The following is a 24,335-nucleotide window of genomic DNA, read 5'->3' on the forward strand; positions in this document are numbered from 1 at the left end:
CATCACGTCTCGCCGAACTCGGCGGCCGAGGAGGACTCTACGGGCGGGAGGTGCCCAGGCGGTTGATCTCGGTGCTGTCCGCCGGCTCGGCCTTTTGTATAGGGAGGGTGCGGCAGGTGTCGCAGCTGCTCTGCATCCAGGTGTGCGGCCCGTCGCCGCGGAGGCGGATACGGCCGGGTTCGCCGCAGGTTTCGCAGGTGCGTTCGGAGGAGGTCTCAGCGGCGTCGGTGAGGGCGGTCGCGCGGTCGGCGAACTCGCCATCGAACTCGCCTTCTTGGAAGCGATCGGCGACGGTAACACGCAAGCCTCCGAGGTTCGTGTCGAAGCGCTCGATGCGGTAGTCGGGGTCGAGCGCGCACAGCTCTTCTTGCAGCTGGATGAGCAAGGCCGCCCAGCCAGTTCCGACGGTGGGGATCCATGCGGGGATCTGTCGGTCGGCGGGGCTGGTCGGATCCGTAGTCATGGCGGCATCGTCCCGTGGGGCACTGACACTCCAGCCCTGTCCGTGATCGGCACGCTTTGCGAAGGAGCGGTCTGGGAAGATTACGGAGGCGGTCGGCCTCACTACGCTTGAGGCCCGGCCGCCGCCTTCTGTGCCTCATCAGGCCGCCGGGGCGGCCTGATGGTCATGCCAGGTGGTCGAAGCTCCCGCTTTCGCCCCGGCGATCATCGCGGCGATCTCGTCGCGGTCAGCCGTGGCCTGCCCACCGCGGCCCAGGTCGAGGCGTTCCTCGCCGCCGGGTTCACCGAGACCGACATCCTGCAGGTGCTGCTCGCCGCCTCCGTGAAGACGATCAGCAACTACACCAACCACCTGTTCCACACCCCCGTCGACAAGGTGTTCGCCCGCCGCACCTGGGCCGACTGATCCGATGTTCCGAGTGGGCGCCGGGCAGACTTGACCCAGCCCCCCACGTCCCCGTACGACCCATCTCGAGGAGGACGGCCATGCCCGCGAACCGGCCATCGGTGCTGGTCTTCGATGTGAACGAGACCCTCAGCGACCTGACCCCGCTGCGTGGCCGATTCGAGGAGATCGGCGCCCCCGGCGACCTGATGCCGCTGTGGTTCGCCGGGATCCTCCGCGACGGGTTCGCACTCGCCGCGGCCGGCGGCTATGCGGACTTCGCCGACCTGGCCCGCGACAGCCTGCGCGGGCTGCTGACCGGGGCGCCATACCACCCGGACGATCTGGAAGGCGCGGTCGGGCACGTCGTGTCGGGGTTCTCCGAGCTGGACGTCCACCCCGACGTGCCGACAGGAGTGCGCGCGCTGCGCGCTGCCGGATACCGATTGGTGACGATGACCAACGGCAGCGCCGCCCTCACCGACCGGCTCCTGGAGAAGGCGGGTGTACGCGACTGTTTCGAGGCGCTGTGGGACGTGACCGGCCCCCGCCGGTGGAAGCCGCATCCGCGCGCCTACCACTACGTCGTCGAACGCGCCGGTGTCCGCCCCGACCAGGCCATGCTGGTGGCCGTCCACCCTTGGGATGTTGACGGCGCCCAGCGGGCGGGGCTGGCCGGCTCCTGGCTCCGGCGCGGTGTCACGGCCTACCCGGCCACGCTGAGCGTTCCCGCCCTCGCTGTGGAAGACCTCACAGAACTCGCGCGCCTCCTCGCGTGATCGGCGAGGCTTCGCTCGACTTGCCCGTCCCAGATGCCCATCCCGACGCCTCCAACCATCCCGGCCGCGGCACCCCGAAGTGTCCCGAGTCGGGTGGAGTCGGGTTACTTGGCTTCACGCTACCGGCGGGGTGCGAGGCGGCGGACGTTGCCGAGGGCAGCCGTTTGTTCCCGGAGCCGCGTGATCTCGTCGTGCCGGGCAGCGAGTTGAGAGATGTCACGGCCACGCGCACGCCGGAGAACTCGTATCTGGATCCCCGAGAGTTCCGGCGGTGCCGGACGTGCCGCGCCGAGAGGGTCAAGGGCCGTCGGGTTCCCCCGGCCGTGTGAGATTTCGTGATACGTGAGAGGGTCTGGGGCGTGAGTGAGACACCACCGAACACCCTGCAATACCGCTTTGACGGGCCAGAAGACGCTCCGGTCCTGATCTTGGGTCCCTCACTGGGTACCACATGGCACATGTGGGACCGGCAGGTTCCGGAGCTCGCCCAGCAGTGGCGCGTCTTCCGCTTCGACCTGCCCGGTCACGGCGGCGCACCCGCCCACCCGGCGGGTTCCGTCGCCGACCTCACCACCCGCCTGCTCGCCACCCTCGACGCGCTGGGTGTGCAGCGCTTCGGCTACGCGGGCTGCGCCCTCGGCGGCGCCGTGGGCATCGAACTGGCCCTGCGCCACCCCGAGCGCCTCGCCTCACTCGCGCTGATCGCCGCCTCGCCCCGCTTCGGCACGGCGGACGAGTTCCGCCAGCGCGGTGTGATCGTCCGGACGAACGGACTGGACCCGATCGCCCGCACGTCCCCGGAGCGCTGGTTCACCTCAGGGTTCGCCGCAGCGCAGCCCGCGATCACCGAGTGGGCCGTGCAGATGGTCCGCACCACCGACCCCGGCTGCTACATCGCGGCCTGCGAGGCGCTCGCCGCCTTCGACGTACGGGCGGAGCTGGGCCGTATCGGCGTGCCCACCCTGGTCCTCGTCGGTTCCGACGACCAGGTCACCGGACCCGCCGAGGCACGCACTCTGGTCGCCGGGATCCCGGACGCCCGGCTCGCGGTCGTTCCCGGCGCCTCCCACCTGGTTCCCGTGGAACAGCCCGCGGCGGTGACCGACCTGCTCGTCCACCACTTCGCGACCGCGTGGCAGCCCGCCTTCGACGCGACCACCGGTCAGATGGCGGCGATCGCGGCGCCCCCCGCGAAGCCGGTGCCGGTCGCGCCGCCCCCTGTGGCCCCGGTGGCCGAGATCGCCCCGGCCGCGGCCCCGGCCCAGCCCTCGGCCCGGCCCGATCCGTACGACACCGGGATCAAGATCCGCCGCGAGGTGCTCGGCGACGCGCACGTCGACCGGGCCCTGGCCTCCGCGGACGACTTCTCCGGCGACTTCCAGGAGTTCCTCACCCGCTACGCGTGGGGCGAGATCTGGAACCGGCCCGGCCTCGACCGGCGCACCCGCAGCTGTGTCACCCTCACCGCGCTGGTCGCGGGCGGCCACCTGGACGAGCTCGCCGCGCACACCCGGGCGGCCCTGCGCAACGGCCTGACCCCCGCCGAGATCGGGGAAGTGCTGCTCCAGGCCGCGGTCTACTGCGGCGCACCGGCCGCGAACAGTGCGTTCAAGGTGGCGCAGCGGGTCATCCGGGAGGAGACGACCCCGCAGCAGTGATCACCAGCCGGGTACCAGGAACACCATGCTGCACAGACCCACGCCCTCGGGGCGAGGGCAGGATGGACCCATGAAGCTCACGAAGAAGTCGCACGCCTGCATCCGGCTCGAGAAGGACGGGCGGACGCTCGTCATCGACCCCGGCACGTTCAGCGAGGAGGACGCCGCGGTCGGCGCGGACGCCATCCTCGTCACGCACGAGCACCTCGACCACTTCAACGAGGACCGGCTGCGGGCCGGCATGGAGGCCAACCCGGGCGCCGAGATCTGGACCCTGAAGTCGGTCGCCGAGCAGATCTCGGCGGCCTTCCCGGGCCGCGTGCACACCGTCGGCCACGGTGACACCTTCACCGCCGCGGGCTTCGACGTCCAGGTGCACGGCGAACTGCACGCCGTGATCCACCCGGACATCCCGCGCATCACGAACGTCGGCTATCTGATCGACGGCGGCAAGGTCTTCCACCCCGGCGATGCCCTCACCGTCCCCGACCGCCCGGTCGAGACGCTGATGCTCCCGGTGATGGCGCCCTGGAACAAGATCGCCGAGGTGATCGAGTACGTCCGTGAGGTCAAGCCGCAGCGCGCGTACGACATCCACGACGCCCTCCTGACCGACCTGGCCCGCCCGATCTACGACAACCAGATCGGCGCCCTGGGCGGAGCCGAGCACCTGCGGCTGGCGCCGGGCGGGTCGGCGGAGGTCTGAGGCGGGCGGAAGCCTCGGGAGACAGGGCGGGGGCCGGTTGTCGTACCCGCCGGGTAGGTTGTGAGGCATGCGCATCGCGACCTGGAACGTGAACTCGATCACCGCCCGCCTCCCGAGGCTCCTGGCCTGGCTGGAGAGCAGCGGCACGGACGTGCTCTGCCTCCAGGAGGCCAAGATCGCCGCGGACCAGTTCCCGTACGACCAGCTGCGAGAGCTGGGCTACGAGGCGGCGGTCCACGCGGACGGCCGGTGGAACGGCGTCGCGGTGCTCTCCCGCGTCGGCCTGGAGGACGTGGTCAAGGGCCTGCCCGGCGACCCCGGCTACGACGGCGTGGAGGAGCCCCGCGCCATCTCCGCGACCTGCGGCCCGGTCCGCGTCTGGTCGGTGTACGTGCCGAACGGCCGCGAGGTGGACCACCCGCACTACGCGTACAAGCTGCAGTGGTTCGAGGCGCTGAAAGCGGCCGTCGCGGGCGACGCCGCGGGCAGCCGCCCGTTCGCGGTGCTGGGCGACTACAACGTGGCGCCGACGGACGACGACGTCTACGACATCACGGCCTTCGAGGGCTCGACCCATGTCACCCCGGCCGAGCGCGCCGCCCTTGCCTCCCTGCGCGAGGCGGGCCTGGAGGACGTGGTGCCGCGCCCGCTGAAGTACGAGCACCCGTTCACGTACTGGGACTACCGCCAGCTCTGCTTCCCCAAGAACCGCGGTATGCGCATCGATCTGGTGTACGGCAACAAGCCGTTCGCGAAGGCGGTCAAGGACGCCTATGTGGACCGCGAGGAGCGCAAGGGCAAGGGCGCCTCGGACCATGCGCCGGTGGTGGTGGACCTGGAACCGTAGCAGCCCTCGCCGGGAGGTGGCGTGACGGCGGCCTCTGCGCGCCTGTGGTGTCTCGCAGCGCGCCGGTGTCACGCTGGGCGTATGAACATCTCCTTCCTGGGCAACTGGCGCAAGAAACGCGGTCCCGCCTTGGGCGTCGCGGTGTTCTCCGACGGTGACGCCGACGCGGACGCTGTCACCGGACTCCTGTCCGAATGCGAGCTGCTGCGTTCCCACGCCGAGCAGGCGGGCGTCGAACTCGACGACTCCACCGCCTCGTTGGAGGCGCTCGACCAGCTCCTGCCGCGCTGGCGCGACGACGAGGAGGTCCTGCCCTGGCTCGGGAACGACGCGGGCCTCTACCTGGGCACGGTCATCGTGCGCACGGTCCCCGGCGCCGCGTGGGAGATCTGGCCGAACGGCCACCCCGTGGTCCGGCTGGCCTCCGGCCGCGAGATCGACGTGGTCACCGACGGCCACACCTGGGCCTCCACGGGCGCCCCCGAGCTGTCCCAGGTGTATGCCGAGGCGGCGGAACTCTAGACTAGCCGGAGACGTCGGCGGCCACCTGTGCGCCCACCGTGGCCAGCAGCTCCCGTGGCGCGGGATCGGCCTGGAGGCCCGGAAGGAGCAGCAGCCACAGGTCGGTCAGGCGATCCTCGATCAGCAGGCGGTCGTCGAGGGCGTCGGAGAGCGTGTGCAGCCCGAAGAACGCGGCGACCAGCGTGGGGGCGTCGCGGCTGGGATCCGCCCCGGGCGCGAGATCCCCGTCGGCGCGTGCCTGGGTGAGCATCCGCTCGACCGTGGCGATCCAGTCCACGAAGGGCGCAGGCATCTCGACGTCGATGGACTTCCGCTCGGCCCACAGCCGGGCGCCCGCGCGGACGAGGACGTCGTCACGGAATGCCCGGGCGACCGCGAAGCTGAGGCCGACGAGCTTCTCCAGGGCCGGTTCCGCGACGGCCTCATGGCGCGCGATCATGGCCGGCCAGGTCGCGAAATGTGCCTTCACCACGGCGAGGGCGAGCTGTTCCTTGTTGGTGTAGTGGAAGTAGACGGCTCCGCTGGTGCGGCCGGACCGTTCGCTGATGTCATTGATGCTGGTTGCCACGTACCCACGTTCGAAGAACAGGTGAGCCGCAGCCAGTAATACGGCTTTGCGGGTTTCTTCCGCCCGATCCTGCACGCCGTTGCCCCCTGTCCGTCGATGGGTCGCGAGGAGGAATGTAGCCGTCCCGCCGGAAAGCCAGGAGGGTCGCGCATGCGAAAGCAGCAATAGTCTTATTAGCTTTTTTCATGGATTCCCGCTTCTGTTGTTCGTCCTTGAGCTGGTCCAGGACCGTCGAACGCGAGGCGGTGCACCGGATCTCGGTGGCCGAGGTGCTGCTGACGGACCTCCGCTCCTGCGGGCCGCTCACCTTCTGCGCCGCCGCCGCGTGGACACGCTCGCATCCCACGTTCCCCCGCGGTCGTGACGACCGGCACAGCCCCTGGATGCTCGTCGAGACCCTGCGCCAGCTCGGCATCTGCGTTCCGCTGCGCCACTTCGGCGTGGCGGCCACGGCGCGCTTCCTGATCGATGACGTCTCCTTCCGGCTCGACACGAGCGCGGAACCCACGGCACCGCACGGCGCCAGCGAGGTCACCTGCCGGGTGTCGGTCGGTGACCTCCGCACCGGCCGGAGCGGGAGAGGGGTGACCGCGCTGCGGATGCGGGCCGAATACCTCGCCGGAGGCCGCTCGTTCGCACACGCGGTGGGCGGGGCACGGATTCTCGGCGCCCGGCGGTACGCGGAAATCCGCTCCGAGTCCGCTGCGGCGGCCCCGACGCCGAGCCGGCGCCCCCGACCGCAACCGGCGGTCCTGGGGCTCGAGTCGAGGGCCGACGTCCTCATCTCGCGTCAGGAGGACGACATCCTGGTGGACCCGGCCGATCCACGCCACCCCTACTACTTCGACCACGGCACCGACCATGTGCCCGGGATGGCCCTGCTGGAGGCGGCGCGACAGGCCATCGCCCTGCGCAGCGGAGGACTTCTGCTCCGGCCGGTTTCCGGCCGTATGACGGCTCTGAAGTTCACCGAACACGCACCGCCCGCGGTCATTCACTGCTTCCCGTACGGCCGCACAGGCTTCTTCTGCATTCGGCAGGGCGGCGAGCGTACGGCCGAGGGTGTGCTGCGTTATCGATGAGGCGTCACCCACACGTGGGTATTGCGGTGGCAAATCTTCACGACTGCTCCAAAAGAGCGTAGCGTTCATTATGTTTCTGGTTCCGGATGCGGTCAGGACCACCGCAGACCGCGATGTGTGGCCCATGCATGCGTGAACCAGTCATCTCGGCCTGCGATGTCACGCTTTCCCGACGCTTTCCCGAAGTGAAGAAAGCGCAGCAGGCATGAACCGGCATCCCCACCGGCGGATCGTGCCGCCTTCCGGCCGTTCCGTCCTGCGCCAAGAACGGCACACACATGACGACCCATCGTATTTTCGACTGGACTCCAGCGGCCGTCGTCTTCGATTGCGACGGCACACTGGTGGACTCCGAACGGCACTGGCAGCAAGCGCGCGACACGGTCCTGCGCGGTCACGGCGTCGTACCCGACGCGGAGTTCACGCACCGTAGCAAGGGCCTGCACTACACCGAGTGCGGCGCCCTCATGGCCCGCCTCGTCGGCAGACCCGACAGAGCCGAGGAGATGACCCGGCAACTCCTGGCGGCGTTCCGCGCTCTCGTCGCCGGGGATCCCGTGCCGATGCCCGGGGCGCGGGCCCTGGTGACGGCCCTGAGCCGGGCGGTGCCGCTGGCCGTGGCCAGCAACTGCCCGGCAGACGTGGTGGAGTTCTCCCTGGAGTCCGTGGGACTGCGGCACCACTTCCGGCACATCGTCGTGCCGGGCGCGGGAGTGCGCCCCAAACCCCACCCCGACACCTACGCCGAGGCCGCGCGGCGCCTGGGCGTGGAGTGCGGCAGAGCCCTGGCCGTCGAGGACTCGGTCAACGGGCTGAAGGCCGCCGGCGCGGCGGGCCTGCGGGCCGTCGGAGTGGGGCGGAGGCCCGGCGGGGAGGCCGTGGCCCTGGCCGACCTGTGGGTGGACACGCTGGAGGATCCGGGGCTGCTGGCCTGGGCGCGCAGCCGTTCGGAGGTCCTGCGGGAGACGGTCGACCCCACACGGCCCGTCGCACCCCGGCCGAGGGTTCCCCGGCAGGGCGGCCCGACCCAGTCCGGTACCAGGGCCGTTCCCTGACGGCGCGGCCCCGCCGTCCGTGCGGACGGCGGGGCCTGCCGGATGCCACCGGTGGTGGCGGCGCCCCGACAACACACCGGCGCTACCAATAGTGCCGTCGTCCGAAGACCGCGTGCCCGAGAGAGCCGAGCAGCCACAGCACGGCTCCGATGACGACGAGGATGATCCCGATCGTCCAGAGGATGGCGATGTGCGCGAGGAACCCGATGATGAGGAGAATGATCCCCAGGATGACCATGACGCCTCCCGACGCTGGCTGCTGTCGGGACGTGACCCTTTGAGTTACGCCCGATAAATCCTAATTCCGGAGTTCCCGGCCCTCTGGGCGCCAAACACGGCGAGGGCGTACCTCATGGGGGTGACCGACTGTTCGACACCGGTGACGGTGTGGGACCCGGCACCGGGTGCCACTGTGGTGCTTGCCGGACGCGCCGGCCCGGGTCTCGACTACGATGTGCCGTTCATCCCGGTGGTGTTGGCGGCCGTGGGGATCCCCCCGCGGTCCGTCGACCGCGAGGGGAAGGGGAGCAGCAGCTCAGAGGGCCGGGCCCGGAAGGCGGCAGCCGAAGATCACTGCTCGCGCAGCGGAATCGACACGTAGGACGGGTCGTTCGCGGGCGAGGAGAAGGTCAGCTGTGCGCCGGACGGGTTGTGCTCGATGTACAGCGGGTCGACCGTGTCGACGACCAGCGCGAGGCGGTGCCCGGCCGGGACGTCGTAGGCCGTGGAGAACAGCTCCAGGTCGACGCCGAACGGCGTGCCGGGCGTTCGCCCGTGCCAGGTGTACGGCGCGTTGCTGACCAGCTTGCCGAGGCCGAGCGGACCCACGTCGTACAGATACGCGACGAGGGTTCCGCTCTCCTTGGTGGGCGTGAGCGTGGTGTGCAGCTTCGCCGTGCCGCGCACGTGCTGGGCGCTTTCGTACTTCTCCGACTGCCACACGGCGGCCCAGCGGCGCGGAAGCAGCGGGATCGACGCGACCGGCGGGAGCCGGCCCACCTGGTCGAGGATGCTGGAGAGGAAGACGATCCCGCCGTCGGCGCCGGAGTCGACGTTGGCGTGGATGGTGGTGGAGCCGGCGAGTGCGATCTTCCGACGGGTCGCGGCGATCGACTTCCAGTCCGGGTAGCCCTCGTATCCCCCCGCGCTACGGGACTCCAACTGGACCGGCCGCTCACGGTCGATGCCGTTGTCGACGCCCTTGAGATAGTGGTCCAACCAGCGTTCGGTGTCCGTCCAGACGTCGTTGGGCAGCCCGAACAGGCCGGTCAGTTCGGCGGTCGCGTGGTCGCCGGGGCGCAGTTCGAGCCGCTTGGGCACGGTCAGCTTCTCGTAGAAGTCGGCGTACTGGTTGGCCGGGAAGACCGTGTCGCCCCAGGCGTTGGCGAGCATGACGGCGGCGCCGTTCTTGTTCAGCTGGTCGAGATAGGTCGCGGGGGAACGTTTCCGCCCCCAGTCGATCATCTGCTGCTCCTTCGACAGGTTCGAGGAGTACAGGTTGTCGAAGATCTCGCGCAGTTCCGGGCTCTCCCGGCCGGTGAGGGTGGCCGCGCCGTCCAGGACGGCCGCCGCCTGCACATGCTGGGTGCGGCCCGAGTAGATCGAGTCGATGAGATCCGCCCAGCCGCTGAGGGCCGCCACCGCCTTGACGCGCTTGTCGTGCGCGGCGGCCAGCAGGCTGATCCCGGCGCCGTACGACACCCCCGCCATGCCGACGTGCGCCGGATCGGCCGGAGTGTGCGCGAGGGCCCAGTCGATGACCTTGGAGGCGTCCGCTATGTCCGGCGGACCGGCCACTTCTATCTGTCCGCCGGACTGCCAGAAACCGCGCACGTTGTAGGTGAGCACCACATAGCCGGTGTCAGCGAGCTTCTGGGCCTGCGTCAGGTACTCCACCTGCGGCAGGCCCCAGCTCGTGGGCAGCACGATGAGCGGGTAGCGACGCGAGCCGTCGGCGCCGGCAGGCGTGACGACGTTCGCCTTCAGTACGGTGCCGGCGTCGCCGGAGATGTCGACGAAGCGGATGCTGCCGGCCTGGGCGGCGGGCGCGAGGCCGACGACGGTACCGGCGACCAGCGCCGCCGACACGGCTCCTACGGCGGCGGTGCGCAGACGGGTGCCACCGTGTCCCATGGGTCACTCCTTCACTCGTGTCAGTGCAAAGTGACCCGACGGTAACCGTGCGCCCTTACCGTAAGTAACCCGTCGGTAAGTTACGTACCAGTAAAGTTTGTTGAACCGCTAAGCGGCCGTGTCGGCCGAGACCGGCTCGGGCAGCGGCGTCCGCGCCGCCCGCGTCACGTCCGCGACCAGCTCGACCACATCCGGGCCGTACGCCTGCGAATTGGCCACCTTGAGCAGCAGCACGAAGGATCCGGTGCCGTACTTGCGGTGCAGCCGCTCGTGGTGACGGGCGAGATAGCGGGTGGCGGCCTGGTTGTCGACGGCCCGCTGACCGCAGAAGAGGAACACCGGGCGGGAGTCTTCCTGCCCGTCCGCGGTGAGCCGGGCGAGCAGGACGTACTCGCTCAGGCCGCGCTCCATGCGGTAGTGCTCCCCGCCGATCCTGAACGTGCCCCGCTCCGACACCGGTTCGGGGTCCGTGTTGACCCGCACACCCGGCAGCAGTGAGGACAGGTGGGCCGCCATCCGGCGGTTGGAGTAGGGGCCGCCGACGCAGAACTCCGTCCTCTCGCCGAAGCCCTGCTGGGTGGCGTCGTGCGCCACGACCTGGGCGCGCGCGTGGCAGTCCTTGATCAGAGCGGAGAGTTCGAGCAGGGCGAACACGTCGTAGCGCTTCACCGACAGCTCCGGTCCGCCTGCCGCGCGGTTGACCACCAGCAGCGACTCCGAGTGGTCCGGCAGCCCGAAGAACGCCTGCTTGCGCCGCAGCTTGCGCCTCCACAGATACGTACGGGCGAGCCAGCCGAGCGCGGCACTGATACCGGCGGCTACCACCCCGAGGACGATGTTGCGCACGTCGTCGTTCATGGCCGCGCATGCTAGTCCCCCATTCGGACCGCTGGTCGAGGCGGTACTGACGGGGCCATGGCAATGTGGTTACCCTGCGTGGACGCACGCCACTGGAGGTACGAATGCGTCGCCCTGTCGCGCGGAAACTGGCGGTTTCGGCGGTCTCGGCCGCCCTGGTGTCGGTGGGAGCGGCGGCGCCGCCGCACGCCGCCTCGGCGCCGGAGAAATCGACTCCGGCGAAAGTGCCCGTGGCCGTGGGCTACGGCGGGGCCGTGGCCAGCGTCGACTCCGACGCGTCCGCCGCCGGCATCGAGGTCCTCAAGAAGGGCGGCAACGCGGTGGACGCGGCCGTCGCCACCGCCGCCGCGCTCGGCGTCACCGAGCCGTACTCCGCGGGCGTCGGCGGAGGCGGCTACTTCGTCTACTACGACGCCAAGTCCCGTACGGTGCACACCATCGACGGCCGCGAGACGGCACCGCTGACCGCCGACTCGAACCTGTTCGTGGAGAACGGCAAGCCGCTCGCCTTCGCCGACGCCGTCAGCAGCGGCTTGAGCGTCGGCACCCCCGGCACGCCCGCCACCTGGCAGAAGGCGCTGGACGAGTGGGGCACCAAGCGGCTCGGCACGGTGCTGAAGCCGGCCGAGCGGATCGCCCGCGACGGCTTCACCGTCGACGACACGTTCCGCTCCCAGACCGCCTCCAACGAGACCCGCTTCCGGTACTTCCCGGACACCGCCGAGCTGTTCCTGCCGGGTGGCCGACTCCCCGTCGTCGGCTCCACCTTCAAGAACCCCGACCTCGCCCGCACCTACGAGGAGCTGGGCCGCGAGGGCATAGGCGCGATCTACCACGGCGACCTCGGCAAGGACATCGTCGCCACGGTCGACAAGCCCCCGGTGGACCCGGCCTCGGGCTGGAACGCCCGCCCGGGCAAGCTGTCCGAGAAGGACCTCGCGGCCTACGGCGCCAAGCTCCAGGCGCCCACGAAGACGTCCTACCGCGGCCTCGACGTCTACTCCATCGCGCCCTCGTCCTCCGGCGGCACGACCGTCGGCGAGGCGCTCAACATCCTGGGGAAGACGGACCTCTCGAAGGCGAGCGAGGTGCAGTACCTGCACCACTTCATCGAGGCCAGCCGTATCGCGTTCGCGGACCGCGGTCGCTGGGTCGGCGACCCCGCCTTCGAGGACGTGCCGACCAAGGACCTGCTGTCGCAGAAGTACGCCGACTCACGCGCGTGCCTGATCAAGGACGACGCGGTGCTCACCAGCCCGGTCGCGCCGGGAGACCCGCGCCACCCGGCGCCCTGCACGACCGGCGGTACGGCGGCCCCGACGACGTACGAGGGCGAGAACACCACGCACCTCACGGTCGCCGACAAGTGGGGCAACGTCGTCTCCTACACCCTCACCATCGAGCAGACCGGCGGCAGCGGCATCACCGTCCCGCACCGCGGCTTCCTGCTCAACAACGAGCTCACGGACTTCTCCTTCACGCCCGCCAACCCGGCCGTGCACGACCCGAACCTGCCGGGCCCGGGCAAGCGTCCGCGCTCCTCGATCTCTCCGACCATCGTCCTCGACAAGCAGGGCCGCCCCCTCGTCGCGCTCGGTTCGCCCGGCGGCGCGACCATCATCACGACCGTGTTGCAGACCCTCACCGAGTTCCTGGACCGGCACCTGCCGCTGGTCGACGCGATCGCCGCGCCGCGCGCCAGCCAGCGCAACGCGGCGAAGACGGAACTCGAACCCGCCCTCTACAACAGCTCCCTGCGCGCCCAGTTGGAGGCCATCGGACACTCCTTCACGCTGAATCCGGAGATCGGCGCGGCGACGGGCGTGCAGCGCCTGCCGGGCGGCAAGTGGCTGGCCGCCGCCGAGAAGGTGCGACGCGGCGGCGGCTCGGCGATGGTGGTGACCCCGGCGCCGTAACGGCAGCCGTGACGGCCGCCAGCCGGTTCACCCTCACCAGCGTGCGGTCCCGCCTTCCGGGGCGCGGGCCGCACCGCCGCCCGGATCCCCGTCGGCGGAAGCCCGCGCCGAGGCCCGCGGCCGCGGGTGGAACGCGAGTCGGTCGTCCTCCACGTCGACCTCGACCCGGCTGCCGCGTTCGATCCGGCCGTCCAGGAGCAGGCGGGAGAGCCGGTTGTCCAGCTCCCGCTGGATCGTGCGGCGCAGCGGGCGTGCGCCGTACTCCGGCTGGTAGCCGCGCTGCGCCAGCCACTGAATCGCCCGCTCGCTGAACACCACGTCGATGTCCTGGGCGCGCAGTTGGCGCCGCGTCTTGTCCAGCAGCAGGTCGGTGATCTGCCGCAGTTGGTCGGCCGTCAGCTGGCGGAAGACGACGATCTCGTCGATACGGTTGAGGAACTCCGGCCGAAAGTGCTCGCGCAGCGGACGCAGGATCTGCTCGCGCCGCGCCTGCTCGTCCGCCTCGGTGCCGCCCGCGCCGAACCCGATGCCCGCGCCGCGCCGGGTGATCGCCTCCGAGCCCAGGTTGCTCGTCATCACGATGACCGTGTTGGTGAAGTCCACGGTCCGGCCCTGGGAGTCGGTCAGCCGCCCGTCGTCGAGGACCTGCAGAAGGATGTTGAAGACGTCCGGGTGCGCCTTCTCCACCTCGTCGAGCAGCAGCAGCGAGTACGGGTGCCGCCGTACGACCTCGGTGAGCTGCCCGGCCTCCTCGTGGCCCACGTACCCGGGCGGGGCGCCCACCAGCCGGCTGACGGTGTGCCGCTCCTGGTACTCGCTCATGTCGAGCCGGACCATGCGCTCCTCGCTGCCGAACAGCGCCTCCGCGAGCGCGCGCGCCAGCTCCGTCTTGCCGACACCGGTCGGGCCGAGGAACAGGAAGCTGCCGATCGGCCGGTCGGGACTGGACAGCCCGGCCCGCGAGCGCAGCACCGCGTCGGCGACCACGGCGACCGCCTCGTCCTGCCCGACGACTCGCTGGTGCAGATGCTCCTCGAGGCCGAGCAGCCGTTCCTTCTCCTCCTCGGTGAGCCGGCTCACCGGGATGCCGGTCTGCCGGGACACCACCTCGGCGATGGCCTCCGTGGTGACCTCCAGGTGCTGCCCCTCGTCGGCCTCGGGCTCGCCGCTCGCCTCCTCGATCCGCTGCTTCAGCTCGACGATGCGGTCGCGCAGCCGCGTGGCCTGCTCGTACTGTTCGTCGGACACCGCCTGGTCCTTGTCCCGGGTCAGCCGCTCGACCTCCCGCTCCAGGGCCCTTACGTCCGTGCCTTTGGTCTTGGCGCGCAGCCGCACCCGGGCGCCCGCCTGGTCGATCAGGTCGATCGCCTTGTCCGGCAGGTGCCGGTCGGTGAGGTAGCGGTCGGACAGCTCCACGGCGGCCACCAGCGCCTCGTCGGTGTAGCGGACCTGGTGGTGGGCCTCGTAGCGGTCGCGCAGCCCGCGCAGGATCTCGATGGCGTCCTGGACGGACGGCTCGGGCACCAGGATCGGCTGGAACCGGCGCGCCAGCGCCGCGTCCTTCTCGATCCGGCGGTACTCCTCCAGCGTGGTGGCGCCCACCACGTGCAGTTCGCCGCGGGCCAGGGCGGGCTTGAGGATGTTGCCCGCGTCCATGGAGCCGCCCTCCGCGCCGCCGCCACCCGCGCCGACCACGGTGTGCAGCTCGTCGATGAAGACGATCAGCTCGTCCGAGTGCGCGCGGATCTCGCCGACGATGTTGTTCAGCCGCTCCTCGAAGTCGCCCCGGTAGCGGGTGCCGGCCACCACGCCGGTCAGGTCCAGGGAGACGACCCGACGGCTGAGCAGGACGTCGGGCACGTCGCCGTCGGCGATGCGCTGCGCGAGCCCCTCGACGATGGCGGTCTTGCCGACGCCCGCGTCACCGATGAGCACCGGGTTGTTCTTGCCGCGGCGGGAGAGCACCTCGATGGTCTGCTCGATCTCCTCCTCCCGCCCGATCACCGGGTCGATACGGCCCTGCCGCGCGAGGTCGGTGAGATCGCGACCGTACTTGTCCAGGGTCGGCGTCGACGTGGGGCGCGGCCGTTCGGGGCGCTGCGCCACGTGGTCCCCTGCCTCCGGGGGCAGGGGAGAGGGGGTGAAGCGGTGGGAGTGGAGGATGTGCCCGGCGGCCGAGTCGGGGTTCGCGGCGAGCGCGCTGAGCACGTGCTCGGGGCCGATGTAGCCGGTGCCGCTGGCCCGGGCCAGTTCGTGCGCGTCCAGCAGGGCGCGCTTGACGGCGGGCGTCAGGGAGAGCGAGGTGGGCGGCGACGCGTCACCCGAACTCTGCTGGACCGGGCCGGAGCGTGCGTCGATCTCCGAGGCCAGCGAGTCGGGGTCCGCCCCGGCGCGGCTGAGCAGACTCCGGGTCGGTTCGGTGGCGAGCGCGGCGCGCAGCAGATGCTGGGTGTCCAGGTCGCGACTGCCGTGCTCGGCGGCGTAGCGTGCGGCGCCGGCGACCAGTTGCCGGGCCGGCTCGCTCAGGAGCCGCCCCAGGTCGATCTGCCGGGGACCGGGACGCTGCCCACCGAAGATACGTGCGAAGAACTCTGCGAAGGGGTCCGGGCCGTAGCCCTGCGGACCCGTGAATCCGCTGGTCATGGCCTTCCGTTCCGCTGATGTACATACCGGTCCGTCGCGGGTGCCCGGGGTTGTCCGAGTTACACCTGCGGTGCGTGCGTTTGCACCCGTGGTGCGTGCGCGCACCTGCGCTGTGCGCGCTTTCGCCTGCGGTGCGTGCGTGTGCGCACGTGCGGTGCGTGCCCTGACGCTTAGAACACCATCGCACGATCGTTGTTCAGGGGCATGTTCAACGGGACGGACGCCTCGGGCGGCCGAGTGGCCGGCCCTCGAGTGCGGCGCCGGCGCGGCGGGGCGCGCACAGGGTGTGAATGTCCCCGCGGAGCGCACTGCGTCCGCTCTGAAAACCGCCTGTAGCCCGTCCGTAACACGACTGGTGTTTTCTACCGGACCGGAGTACTCCACTCGGGCGGGAGCTGAGCGATGGCGGTGGATCAACTCCCGGGAGGGGTGCGGGAGTTCGCGAGCTACCTGAACGGGCTGCTGGCGCGGCTCGACCAGGGCGGCGGCTGGTGCGGAGTCTTCTGGCAGCGCGACCCCGACGGCATGCGGGCCTGCCTGGAGGGCCGGGAGGTGCCGCCCTGGGACGTGGTGGAGGCGCTGCTGCAGGACCTCGCCGCCGCATACGGGCCCGCGCTCGCCGCGCCGGAGGCCGAGCGGGCGCGGGCGCTGCACGGTGCCTCACTCGCCGCGTACGACGACCGGCCGGGGGCGCGGGAGGCGCTCGGGGACCGGCTCGACGTGATGCTGCGCGAGAAGCGCTTCGCGGCGGAGCGCAGGGCGGAGCTCACGCGCAGGCTGGAGTCGGCCGCCACCCGGGAGGAGGCCGCGTCGCTCCGGCTCGACCTGGCCTGGGCCCGGGACGACCACGACCGCGCCACGGCCCGCTGTGCGGAGCTGCGTCGCCGGATGGAGGCCCTCGATCACCGCGCCCTGCCCGCACAGGGCGCGCGGTCTTCCGGGGCGGGCCCGGCGGGGGACGTGTTCCGCCTGGAAGCGGCGACGGAGGCCCGCGCCCCCGGGGAGACGGCCGGCAGGGGAACATCGGTGCCGTCGGGCGGCCACGCGGAGGGCCGGTCGGCGGAGGTGGCCCGGGCGCGCCGTGAGGAGTGGCCGCAGGGCCCGGACGCGCCCTCCGAACGGCCGCACGGTGGCCGCCCGGACGCGCCCTCCGAACGGCCGCACGGCGGCTCGGAGACCCCGGACACGGGACCGGCCGACGACGCTTCCGTCTGGCACCGTGCCCGGGCCGGAGACGCCCCCGGACCCGGATCCGAGGGGCCGGCCGGCCCGTCCCGGGAATCCGTGAGCCGCGAGTCCGGCCCCGCCCTCGCCGCCGTGGACGCCCCCGCCAAACAGCGTTCCAAGCGCCGCCCGCGCGGCAGTGCCCGTTTCGCCGGGGTGATGGACGTGCAGGAGCCGTCCACGGGTGCCGTTCCGCCCGTGGCCGCACCCGCGCCGGGGCGTCAGGGCCCCCGTGGCGCCCGGTTCGCCGGGGCCGCCGGGGCCGAGACACCCGAGGTCCCCCAGCCGCGTACCGAGCCACAGGACGAGGCCGGCCGGCAGCTCACCGCCGACACCGTCGCCGCGCTCGTCCGGCTGCGCGCCGAGGGCCGCAGCGGCGAGGCGCACGCGCTGCTCGTCGAGGCCGCCCACTGGCCCGCCGACCGCTACCCCCTGCTGGCCGCCGAACTGCACCGCGCGGGCCTCGGCGCCGACTGGGCCACCCTGCTGTGGGAGGCCGCCTCGCTGACCGCCGACCGCCTCGTCGCCGCCGCGGACGCCCTCACCTCGGCAGGCCGCGGCACGGACGGCGAGGAGATGCTGCGGCAGGGCGTCGCACGGCCCGCGAAGGAGATCGGCGAGGCCGTCCTCGGGCTCCACGCCGACGGCCGGCACCGCGAGGTCGGCGCCCTCCTCGACGCGTACGTACGCGTACGTACGCCTCAGGAGGCCGCCCGCAGTGTCGCCGCCGACCCGCAGCTGCTCGTACCGTTGCTCCTGGAGGCCGCCCGGGGTGTCTCCGCCGAGCGTCACTGGGACCTCGTCCACGCTCTGAGGGTCGCCGGATTCACCGCCTGACCGGCCCGGCTTCCGTGCGACCGCTCACCCGCAGGAGTGCGAAACGTGATCGACTCAGCGGGTTGACGACGATGGTCTTGGCAAGGCCTCCGCGGAGGCTTACGTTCGACCCTCTACAGCCCGGCTCTACGGGCGTAGAGGCTCTCTGACGTCCCTCGCGGACCCTCAGGCAAAGGAGCGGCACCATGGCCCACGTCGTACGCGCCGCACTGGTCCAGGCGACCTGGACCGGTGACACCGAATCCATGATCGCCAAGCATGTGGAGCACGCCCGTGAGGCGGCCCGGCAGGGCGCGAAGGTCATCGGCTTCCAGGAAGTGTTCAACGCCCCCTACTTCTGCCAGGTCCAGGAGCCCGAGCACTACCGCTGGGCCGAGCCGGTGCCCGACGGGCCGACGGTGCGCCGTATGCGGGACCTCGCCCGCGAGACCGGCATGGTGATCGTCGTCCCCGTCTTCGAGGTCGAACAGTCCGGCTTCTACTACAACACCGCCGCCGTGATCGACGCCGATGGCACCTACCTCGGCAAGTACCGCAAGCACCACATCCCCCAGGTCAAGGGCTTCTGGGAGAAGTACTACTTCAAACCCGGCAACCTCGGCTGGCCCGTCTTCGACACCGCGGTCGGCAAGGTCGGCGTGTACATCTGCTACGACCGCCACTTCCCGGAGGGCTGGCGGCAGCTCGGCCTGAACGGCGCCCAGCTCGTCTACAACCCCTCCGCCACCCACCGCGGCCTGTCCTCCTACCTCTGGCAGCTCGAACAGCCCGCGGCGGCCGTCGCCAACGAGTACTTCGTCGCCGCGATCAACCGCGTGGGCCGCGAGGAGTACGGCGACAACGACTTCTACGGAACGAGCTACTTCGTCGACCCCCGTGGGCAGTTTGTGGGCGAGGTCGCGAGCGACAAGGAGGAGGAGCTCGTCGTGCGGGACCTCGACTTCGACCTCATCGAAGAAGTGCGGCAGCAGTGGGCGTTCTACCGCGACCGCCGCCCCGACGCGTACGAAGGACTGGTGAAGCCGTGAGTGACCTCTACGACCGCCACAAGGCCGTCCTGCCCGACTGGCTGGCCCTCTACTACAAGGACCCCCTGGAGATCACCCATGGCGAGGGCCGGCACGTCTGGGACGCCGACGGGAAGAAGTACCTGGACTTCTTCGGCGGCATCCTGACCACGATGACCGCGCACGCGCTGCCCGAGGTGGCCAAGGCGGTCGGCGAGCAGGCCGGGCGGATCATCCACTCGTCCACGCTCTACCTCAACCGGCCGATGGTCGAACTCGCCGAGCGCATCGCCCAGCTGAGCGGCATCCCGGACGCCCGCGTCTTCTTCACCACGTCCGGCACCGAGGCCAACGACACCGCGCTGCTGCTCGCGACGACATACCGGCGCAGCAACCAGATCCTCGCGATGCGCAACAGCTACCACGGACGCTCGTTCAGTGCGATCGGCATCACCGGCAACCGCGGCTGGTCCCCGACCTCCCTGTCCCCGCTGCAGACGCTGTACGTCCACGGCGGGGTCCGCACCCGAGGCCCGTTCGCCCACCTGAGCGACTCCGACTTCATCGCGGCCTGCGTCGAGGACCTGAGGGACCTCCTCGGCCACACCCGCCCGCCCGCCGCGCTGATCGCCGAGCCGATCCAGGGCGTCGGCGGCTTCACCTCGCCGCCCGACGGGCTCTACGCGGCCTTCCGGGACGTGCTCCAGGAGCACGGCATCCTGTGGATCGCGGACGAGGTGCAGACCGGCTGGGGCCGCACCGGCGACAACTTCTGGGGCTGGCAGGCGCACGGCCGAAGCGGCCCGCCGGACATCCTCACCTTCGCCAAGGGCATCGGCAACGGCATGTCCATCGGCGGCGTCGTCGCCCGCGCCGAGATCATGAACTGCCTGGACGCCAACAGCATCTCGACCTTCGGCGGCACGCAGATCACGATGGCGGCCGGGCTCGCCAACCTGACGTACCTGCTGGAGCACGACCTCCAGGGCAACGCCCGGCGCGTCGGCGGACTGCTCATGGAGCGGCTGCGGGCGGTCGGCGCCCAGCTCCCGGGCGTACGGGAGGTGCGCGGGCGCGGGCTGATGATCGGCGTCGAGCTGGTGCGGCCCGGCACCGACGAGGCCGACCCGGACGCGGCGGCCGCCGTGCTCGAGGCGGCCCGCGACGGGGGACTGCTGATCGGCAAGGGGGGCGGGCACAACACCAGCGTGCTGCGCATCGCCCCGCCGCTCTCGCTCACCGTCGCGGAGGCCGAGGAGGGCGCCGCGATCCTCGAGCAGGCCCTCAGGAGCGTCCAGTGACGATCCACCCCCTCGACAGCGCCGTCCCGAGGTGTCTTCGGTAGGACCACAGCAAGGGAAGTACAGCCATGCCCACCGCCTTGGAACCCGCCCTGTCGGTACGCCAGGTCCTCACCCTGGACCGGGTGCTCGCCGGAGAGCCCGAGGTGGTGGCCGGCGCCGGGCACCTGGACCGGCCGGTGCGCTGGGTGCACGTCGCGGAGGCCCCCGACGTCGGGGTGATGCTCAGCGGTGGCGAGATGGTCCTCACCACCGGGGTGCTGCTCGCCGGCGACGTGGAGAAGCAGGCCGAGTACATCCGGTCCCTGCACCGCGCGGAGGCCGCGGCCGTCGTCCTCGGACTCGGCCGCGCCTTCCCGGCGCCCCCGGACGTGATGCGCCGGGCCGCCGAGCGCTGCGGGCTGCCCATGGTGGTCCTGCACCGGCCCTTCCCGTTCGCCGAACTGACCGAGGAGGTCCAGTCCCGCCTCGTGCGGCGCAAGTTCGCGGCGGTGAGCCTGTCGGAGTCCGTCCGCACGGCCCTGACCGGGCTCATCACCGCGGGGGCCCCGCTGCAGCGGCTGCTCGACGAGATCGCCGTGCACGCGGGCTGCCCCGTCGTCCTCACCAACCTCGCCCACCGCGTGCTCGCCACGGCGGGGGAGCGGCCCGCGGTCGACGACGTGCTGCGCGACTGGGAGCGCATCGCCCGGCAGGCGGGCGGCAGCGAGGGCGACGGCTGGGTCCGCGCCGAGCTGGGCGGGCGCGGGGAGCGCTGGGGCCGGATCGTGCTGTGCGGCTACCGCGGCGACAGCCCCATCGGGCGCCTGCTCGCCGAGCGCGCCGCCGAGGCCCTGGTCCTGCACCGGATGCTCCACGGCTCGGTGCACACCTGGGAGGAGCAGTCCGCGCAGAGCCTGCTGACCGACCTGGTCTCCGGGACCGTCCCGGCCGGCCGGCTGCTGCCCCGGGCGCGGGCGGCCGGGCTGCCCGTCAACCGCCGCACCTTCGTCCCCCTGGTCGTACGCGACGGCGATCCCGCCCAGCTCGATCGCGTCCTGCGGCTGCTGGGCCTGCCCGGGCTCGCCGCCGAGCTGGCCGACGGGGCCACCGCCGTACTGCTCAGCCTCGCCCGCGACCAGGACGCGGAAGCGCTGACCGCACACTTCGCCACCCGGCTGCGCACGGAGTCCCCGGCGGTGCGCGGGACGGCCATCGCCGCCGCCGACCCGCGCACCGCCTGGGAGGACGTGCCCGCCGGGCTGCGCGAGGCCCAGCACGTCGCGGACGCCGTGGCCGGCCACTCCGCCGCGCAGGACCTCCCGGCCGTCGTACGCCTCAGGGACGTCCATCTGCGCGGCCTGATCCGGCTGCTGCGCGACGATCCGCACGTGCAGGCCTTCGCCGAGCGGGAGCTGGACGGGCTGCTGTGCGGGCGCGACGCCGAGCAGGAGCTGGTGCCGGTGCTGCGCACCTACCTCGCCACCGGCCGCAACAAGTCCCGCACAGCCCAGCTCCACCACGTCAGCCGACCGGCCCTCTACCGCAGGCTGGAGGCCATACAAGCCCGCCTCGGCGTCGACCTCGACGACTTCGAACAAGCCGCCTCGGTACACATCGCGCTGCTCGCGCACGACGCCCAACAAGGGTGCTGTGTCAATCCGGGGGACACCGCCCGGACCCCCGGCCGGAAGAACAGTGCGGGCGGGGCTCCGGAGCGCTGCGAGCCGAGCTTCGGTCAGCGTAAGCAGGAGTGAAACGTTGTGGAAAACCACTGGGAACAGGTGTGGACGCGCCGGTATGACACCGTGCAACGCCGGACGCCCGCAGACGTGACACGGTGCAACTCAAACACGGCCCGCCGGCTTTCTACGCTCTCGGCACACCGAGCGACCGGAGGTCCCGATGAGCAGAGTGATCCGTGCCGCCGTCTTCCAGACCGCCTGGACGGGCGACAAGGAATCGATGATCCAGGTCCACGAGCAGGCGGCCCGCGACTCGGCCGCGCAAGGTGCCCAGGTCCTGTGCTTCCAGGAGCTGTTCTACGGGCCGTACTTCTGCCAGGTCCAGGACCCCGCGTTCTACGAGTACGCCGAGCGGATCCCGGACGGCCCGATCGTCAAGCGCTTCCAGGCCCTCGCCGAGGAGCTGGGCATCGTCCTCGTCCTGCCCATGTACGAGGAGGAACAGCCCGGAGTCCTGTACAACACCGCCGCGGTGATCGACGCGGACGGCTCGTACCTCGGCAAGTACCGCAAGCACCACATCCCGCAGGTCAAGGGCTTTTGGGAGAAGTTCTACTTCCGTCCCGGGAACGTCGGCTGGCCGGTCTTCGAGACCGCCGTCGGCAGGATCGGCGTCTACATCTGCTACGACCGCCATTTCCCGGAGGGCTGGCGGGCCCTCGGCCTCGCGGGCGCAGAGATCGTCTTCAACCCGTCGGCCACCTCGCGCGGTCTGTCCGCCTACCTGTGGCAACTGGAGCAGCCGGCGGCGGCCGTCGCCAACGAGTACTTCGTCGGCGCGATCAACCGGGTCGGTACCGAGGAGCTCGGCGACAACGACTTCTACGGGACCTCGTACTTCGTGGACCCGGAGGCGCAGTTCGTCGGCGAGGTGGCCGGCGACAAGGAGACCGAACTGGTCGTCCGCGACCTGGACCTGGCCAAGCTGCGCGAGGTGCGCGACCGCTGGCAGTTCTACCGGGACCGCCGTCCAGAGGCGTACGGCCCGCTGACGGCTCCGTAAGGCACGGGAAGTACCCGCGCCCCTCAAGGGGCGCGGGGCTGTGCTCGACATGCGGCTACCGCCGCGACGGGGGTCCCCCCTGTTCGAGCGCAGCCGGGAACTTGGGGGAGCGACCAGCCACACACATCCCGCACCGTCCGATCGCACCCAGCGGGGCACTTACGGAGAAGAGGGAGCATGAGCAGCCGTACCGTCATCCGCGGTGGCCTCGTCATCACCGCGTCCGACGAGATCCACGCCGACGTCCTGATCGAGGACGGCCGCATCGCCGCCCTCGCCGCGTCCGGCACCCCGGCCGCCGAGGCCTTCACGGCCGAGCGCAGCGAGATGGGGGCGCCCCCGCCCGAAGGGTGGGGGAGGACCATCGACGCCACCGGCAAGTACGTGATCCCGGGCGGTGTCGACGCCCACACCCACATGGAGCTGCCGTTCGGCGGCACCTTCGCCTCCGACACCTTCGAGACCGGCACCCGGGCCGCCGCCTGGGGCGGAACGACCACGATCATCGACTTCGCGGTGCAGAGCGTGGGCCACTCGCTGCGCGAGGGCCTGGACGCCTGGCACGCCAAGGCCGAGGGCAACTGCGCCGTCGACTACGGCTTCCACATGATCGTCTCCGATGTGAACCAGGAGACGCTCAAGGAGATGGATCTCCTGGTCGAGGAAGGCGTGACCTCGTTCAAGCAGTTCATGGCCTATCCAGGAGTGTTCTACTCGGACGACGGCCAGATCCTGCGCGCCATGCAGCGCTCCGCCGAGAACGGCGGGCTGATCATGATGCACGCCGAGAACGGCATCGCGATCGACGTGCTGGTGGAGCAGGCGCTGGCCCGCGGCGAGACGGATCCGAGGTATCACGGCGAGGTCCGCAAGGCCCTGCTGGAGGCGGAGGCCACCCACCGCGCCATCAAGCTCGCCCAGGTCGCCGGGGCCCCGCTGTACGTGGTGCACGTCTCGGCGCAGGAGGCGGTCGCCGAGCTGGCCCGCGCCCGTGACGAGGGGCTGAACGTCTTCGGCGAGACCTGCCCGCAGTACCTGTTCCTGTCCACCGACAACCTCGCCGAGCCCGACTTCGAGGGTGCGAAGTACGTGTGCTCGACCCCGCTGCGGCCCAAGGAGCACCAGGCGGCCCTGTGGAAGGGCCTGCGCACCAACGACCTCCAGGTGGTCTCCACCGACCACTGCCCCTTCTGCTTCGTGGGTCAGAAGGAGCTGGGCCGGGGCGACTTCTCGAAGATCCCCAACGGCCTCCCGGGCGTCGAGAACCGTATGGACCTGCTGCACCAGGCCGTCGTCGACGGGCACATCTCACGCCGCCGCTGGATCGAGATCGCCTGCGCCACCCCCGCCCGGATGTTCGGGCTCTACCCGAAGAAGGGCACCATCGCCCCCGGCGCCGACGCCGACGTCGTCATCTACGACCCGCACGCCGAGCAGGTCATGTCCGCCGAGACCCACCACATGAGCGTCGACTACTCGGCGTACGAGGGCAAGCGCACCACCGGCCGGGTCGAGACCGTCCTCTCGCGCGGCGAACCCGTCATCACCGAACGGGAGTTCACCGGACGCGCGGGACACGGCGTCTACACCCCCCGCTCCACCTGTCAGTACCTCAACTAGGAGTG

At 71.2% G+C, this 24,335-nt stretch carries 21 protein-coding genes; 15 read left to right on the forward strand and 6 right to left on the reverse strand.

Annotated features, from left to right (window positions below):
• Positions 1–37 precede the first annotated feature (37 nt).
• Positions 38–463: a hypothetical protein gene (locus tag AB0N14_RS19070; RefSeq protein WP_366026836.1), complete on the reverse strand. Its 426-nt coding sequence runs from the start codon at positions 461–463 to the stop codon at positions 38–40.
• A 165-nt stretch (positions 464–628) separates the two neighbouring features.
• Between AB0N14_RS19070 and AB0N14_RS19075 the strand changes: the two genes are divergently transcribed.
• The 6 genes from AB0N14_RS19075 to AB0N14_RS19100 all read left to right on the forward strand — a co-directional run bounded on the left by AB0N14_RS19075 (position 629) and on the right by AB0N14_RS19100 (position 5,359).
• On the forward strand, positions 629–868 hold the full coding sequence (locus AB0N14_RS19075; protein ID WP_366026837.1) for a hypothetical protein: 240 nt from the start codon (positions 629–631) through the stop codon (positions 866–868).
• Positions 869–948: 80 nt separating this feature from the next.
• Positions 949–1,626 carry a haloacid dehalogenase type II gene (locus AB0N14_RS19080; protein WP_366026838.1) on the forward strand — a complete coding sequence of 226 codons (678 nt, stop codon included), beginning with the start codon at positions 949–951 and terminating at the stop codon, positions 1,624–1,626.
• Positions 1,627–1,985: 359 nt separating this feature from the next.
• Entirely contained in the window at positions 1,986–3,284 is a 1,299-nt protein-coding gene (gene pcaC / locus AB0N14_RS19085; RefSeq protein WP_366026839.1) for a 4-carboxymuconolactone decarboxylase, read from the forward strand.
• A 70-nt stretch (positions 3,285–3,354) separates the two neighbouring features.
• Entirely contained in the window at positions 3,355–3,990 is a 636-nt protein-coding gene (locus tag AB0N14_RS19090) for an MBL fold metallo-hydrolase (RefSeq protein ID WP_366026840.1), read from the forward strand.
• Between the two features lie 67 nt (positions 3,991–4,057).
• Positions 4,058–4,837 (forward strand): exodeoxyribonuclease III, encoded by a 780-nt coding sequence (locus AB0N14_RS19095; RefSeq protein ID WP_366026841.1) that lies wholly within the window; start codon positions 4,058–4,060, stop codon positions 4,835–4,837.
• Between the two features lie 81 nt (positions 4,838–4,918).
• Complete coding sequence (locus AB0N14_RS19100) at positions 4,919–5,359, forward strand: DUF6278 family protein (protein ID WP_366026842.1); 441 nt, start codon at positions 4,919–4,921, stop codon at positions 5,357–5,359.
• A 1-nt stretch (position 5,360) separates the two neighbouring features.
• Here AB0N14_RS19100 and AB0N14_RS19105 read toward each other — a convergent pair whose 3' ends face one another.
• Positions 5,361–6,002, reverse strand: coding sequence for a ScbR family autoregulator-binding transcription factor (locus AB0N14_RS19105; protein ID WP_366026843.1), 642 nt, complete (start codon positions 6,000–6,002; stop codon positions 5,361–5,363).
• A 137-nt stretch (positions 6,003–6,139) separates the two neighbouring features.
• Here AB0N14_RS19105 and AB0N14_RS19110 point away from each other — a divergent pair, with 137 nt between their 5' ends.
• On the forward strand, positions 6,140–7,009 hold the full coding sequence (locus AB0N14_RS19110) for a ScbA/BarX family gamma-butyrolactone biosynthesis protein (RefSeq protein ID WP_366026845.1): 870 nt from the start codon (positions 6,140–6,142) through the stop codon (positions 7,007–7,009).
• Between the two features lie 278 nt (positions 7,010–7,287).
• On the forward strand, positions 7,288–8,064 hold the full coding sequence (locus AB0N14_RS19115; RefSeq protein ID WP_366026846.1) for an HAD family phosphatase: 777 nt from the start codon (positions 7,288–7,290) through the stop codon (positions 8,062–8,064).
• Between the two features lie 82 nt (positions 8,065–8,146).
• Here the strand turns inward: AB0N14_RS19115 and AB0N14_RS19120 are convergent, their stop codons facing one another.
• From AB0N14_RS19120 to AB0N14_RS19130, 3 genes are all read right to left on the reverse strand, one after another.
• On the reverse strand, positions 8,147–8,302 hold the full coding sequence (locus tag AB0N14_RS19120) for a DUF6131 family protein (RefSeq protein WP_366026847.1): 156 nt from the start codon (positions 8,300–8,302) through the stop codon (positions 8,147–8,149).
• 332 nt (positions 8,303–8,634) lie between these two features.
• The gene (locus AB0N14_RS19125; RefSeq protein WP_366026848.1) at positions 8,635–10,197 is read right to left on the reverse strand and encodes a CocE/NonD family hydrolase; all 1,563 of its coding nucleotides are present in this window, start codon (positions 10,195–10,197) and stop codon (positions 8,635–8,637) included.
• A gap of 108 nt (positions 10,198–10,305) precedes the next feature.
• Positions 10,306–11,055 (reverse strand): hypothetical protein, encoded by a 750-nt coding sequence (locus AB0N14_RS19130; protein WP_366026849.1) that lies wholly within the window; start codon positions 11,053–11,055, stop codon positions 10,306–10,308.
• A 104-nt stretch (positions 11,056–11,159) separates the two neighbouring features.
• On the opposite strand from AB0N14_RS19130, the gene ggt reads away from it, so the two are divergent.
• Positions 11,160–12,971: a gamma-glutamyltransferase gene (ggt, locus tag AB0N14_RS19135; protein ID WP_366026850.1), complete on the forward strand. Its 1,812-nt coding sequence runs from the start codon at positions 11,160–11,162 to the stop codon at positions 12,969–12,971.
• Positions 12,972–13,004: 33 nt separating this feature from the next.
• On the opposite strand, the gene AB0N14_RS19140 is transcribed toward ggt, so the two are convergent.
• Complete coding sequence (locus tag AB0N14_RS19140; RefSeq protein WP_366026851.1) at positions 13,005–15,614, reverse strand: ATP-dependent Clp protease ATP-binding subunit; 2,610 nt, start codon at positions 15,612–15,614, stop codon at positions 13,005–13,007.
• Positions 15,615–16,016: 402 nt separating this feature from the next.
• On the opposite strand from AB0N14_RS19140, the gene AB0N14_RS19145 reads away from it, so the two are divergent.
• From AB0N14_RS19145 to hydA, 6 genes are all read left to right on the forward strand, one after another.
• On the forward strand, positions 16,017–17,675 hold the full coding sequence (locus tag AB0N14_RS19145) for a hypothetical protein (RefSeq protein WP_366026852.1): 1,659 nt from the start codon (positions 16,017–16,019) through the stop codon (positions 17,673–17,675).
• Positions 17,676–17,860: 185 nt separating this feature from the next.
• Positions 17,861–18,703: a nitrilase-related carbon-nitrogen hydrolase gene (locus AB0N14_RS19150; RefSeq protein ID WP_366026853.1), complete on the forward strand. Its 843-nt coding sequence runs from the start codon at positions 17,861–17,863 to the stop codon at positions 18,701–18,703.
• Positions 18,700–19,983 (forward strand): aspartate aminotransferase family protein, encoded by a 1,284-nt coding sequence (locus tag AB0N14_RS19155; protein ID WP_366026854.1) that lies wholly within the window; start codon positions 18,700–18,702, stop codon positions 19,981–19,983. Before AB0N14_RS19150 ends, AB0N14_RS19155 begins: the two co-directional genes overlap by 4 nt.
• Positions 19,984–20,051: 68 nt before the next feature.
• Positions 20,052–21,719: a PucR family transcriptional regulator gene (locus AB0N14_RS19160; protein WP_366026855.1), complete on the forward strand. Its 1,668-nt coding sequence runs from the start codon at positions 20,052–20,054 to the stop codon at positions 21,717–21,719.
• A 148-nt stretch (positions 21,720–21,867) separates the two neighbouring features.
• Positions 21,868–22,710 (forward strand): nitrilase-related carbon-nitrogen hydrolase, encoded by an 843-nt coding sequence (locus tag AB0N14_RS19165; RefSeq protein ID WP_366026856.1) that lies wholly within the window; start codon positions 21,868–21,870, stop codon positions 22,708–22,710.
• Between the two features lie 177 nt (positions 22,711–22,887).
• The gene (gene hydA / locus AB0N14_RS19170; protein WP_366026857.1) at positions 22,888–24,330 is read left to right on the forward strand and encodes a dihydropyrimidinase; all 1,443 of its coding nucleotides are present in this window, start codon (positions 22,888–22,890) and stop codon (positions 24,328–24,330) included.
• The last annotated feature ends 5 nt before the right edge of the window (positions 24,331–24,335 follow it).

Origin of the sequence: Streptomyces sp. NPDC051104, assembly GCF_040682835.1 — a bacterium.
In the GTDB taxonomy this organism is placed as follows: domain Bacteria; phylum Actinomycetota; class Actinomycetes; order Streptomycetales; family Streptomycetaceae; genus Streptomyces; species Streptomyces cynarae.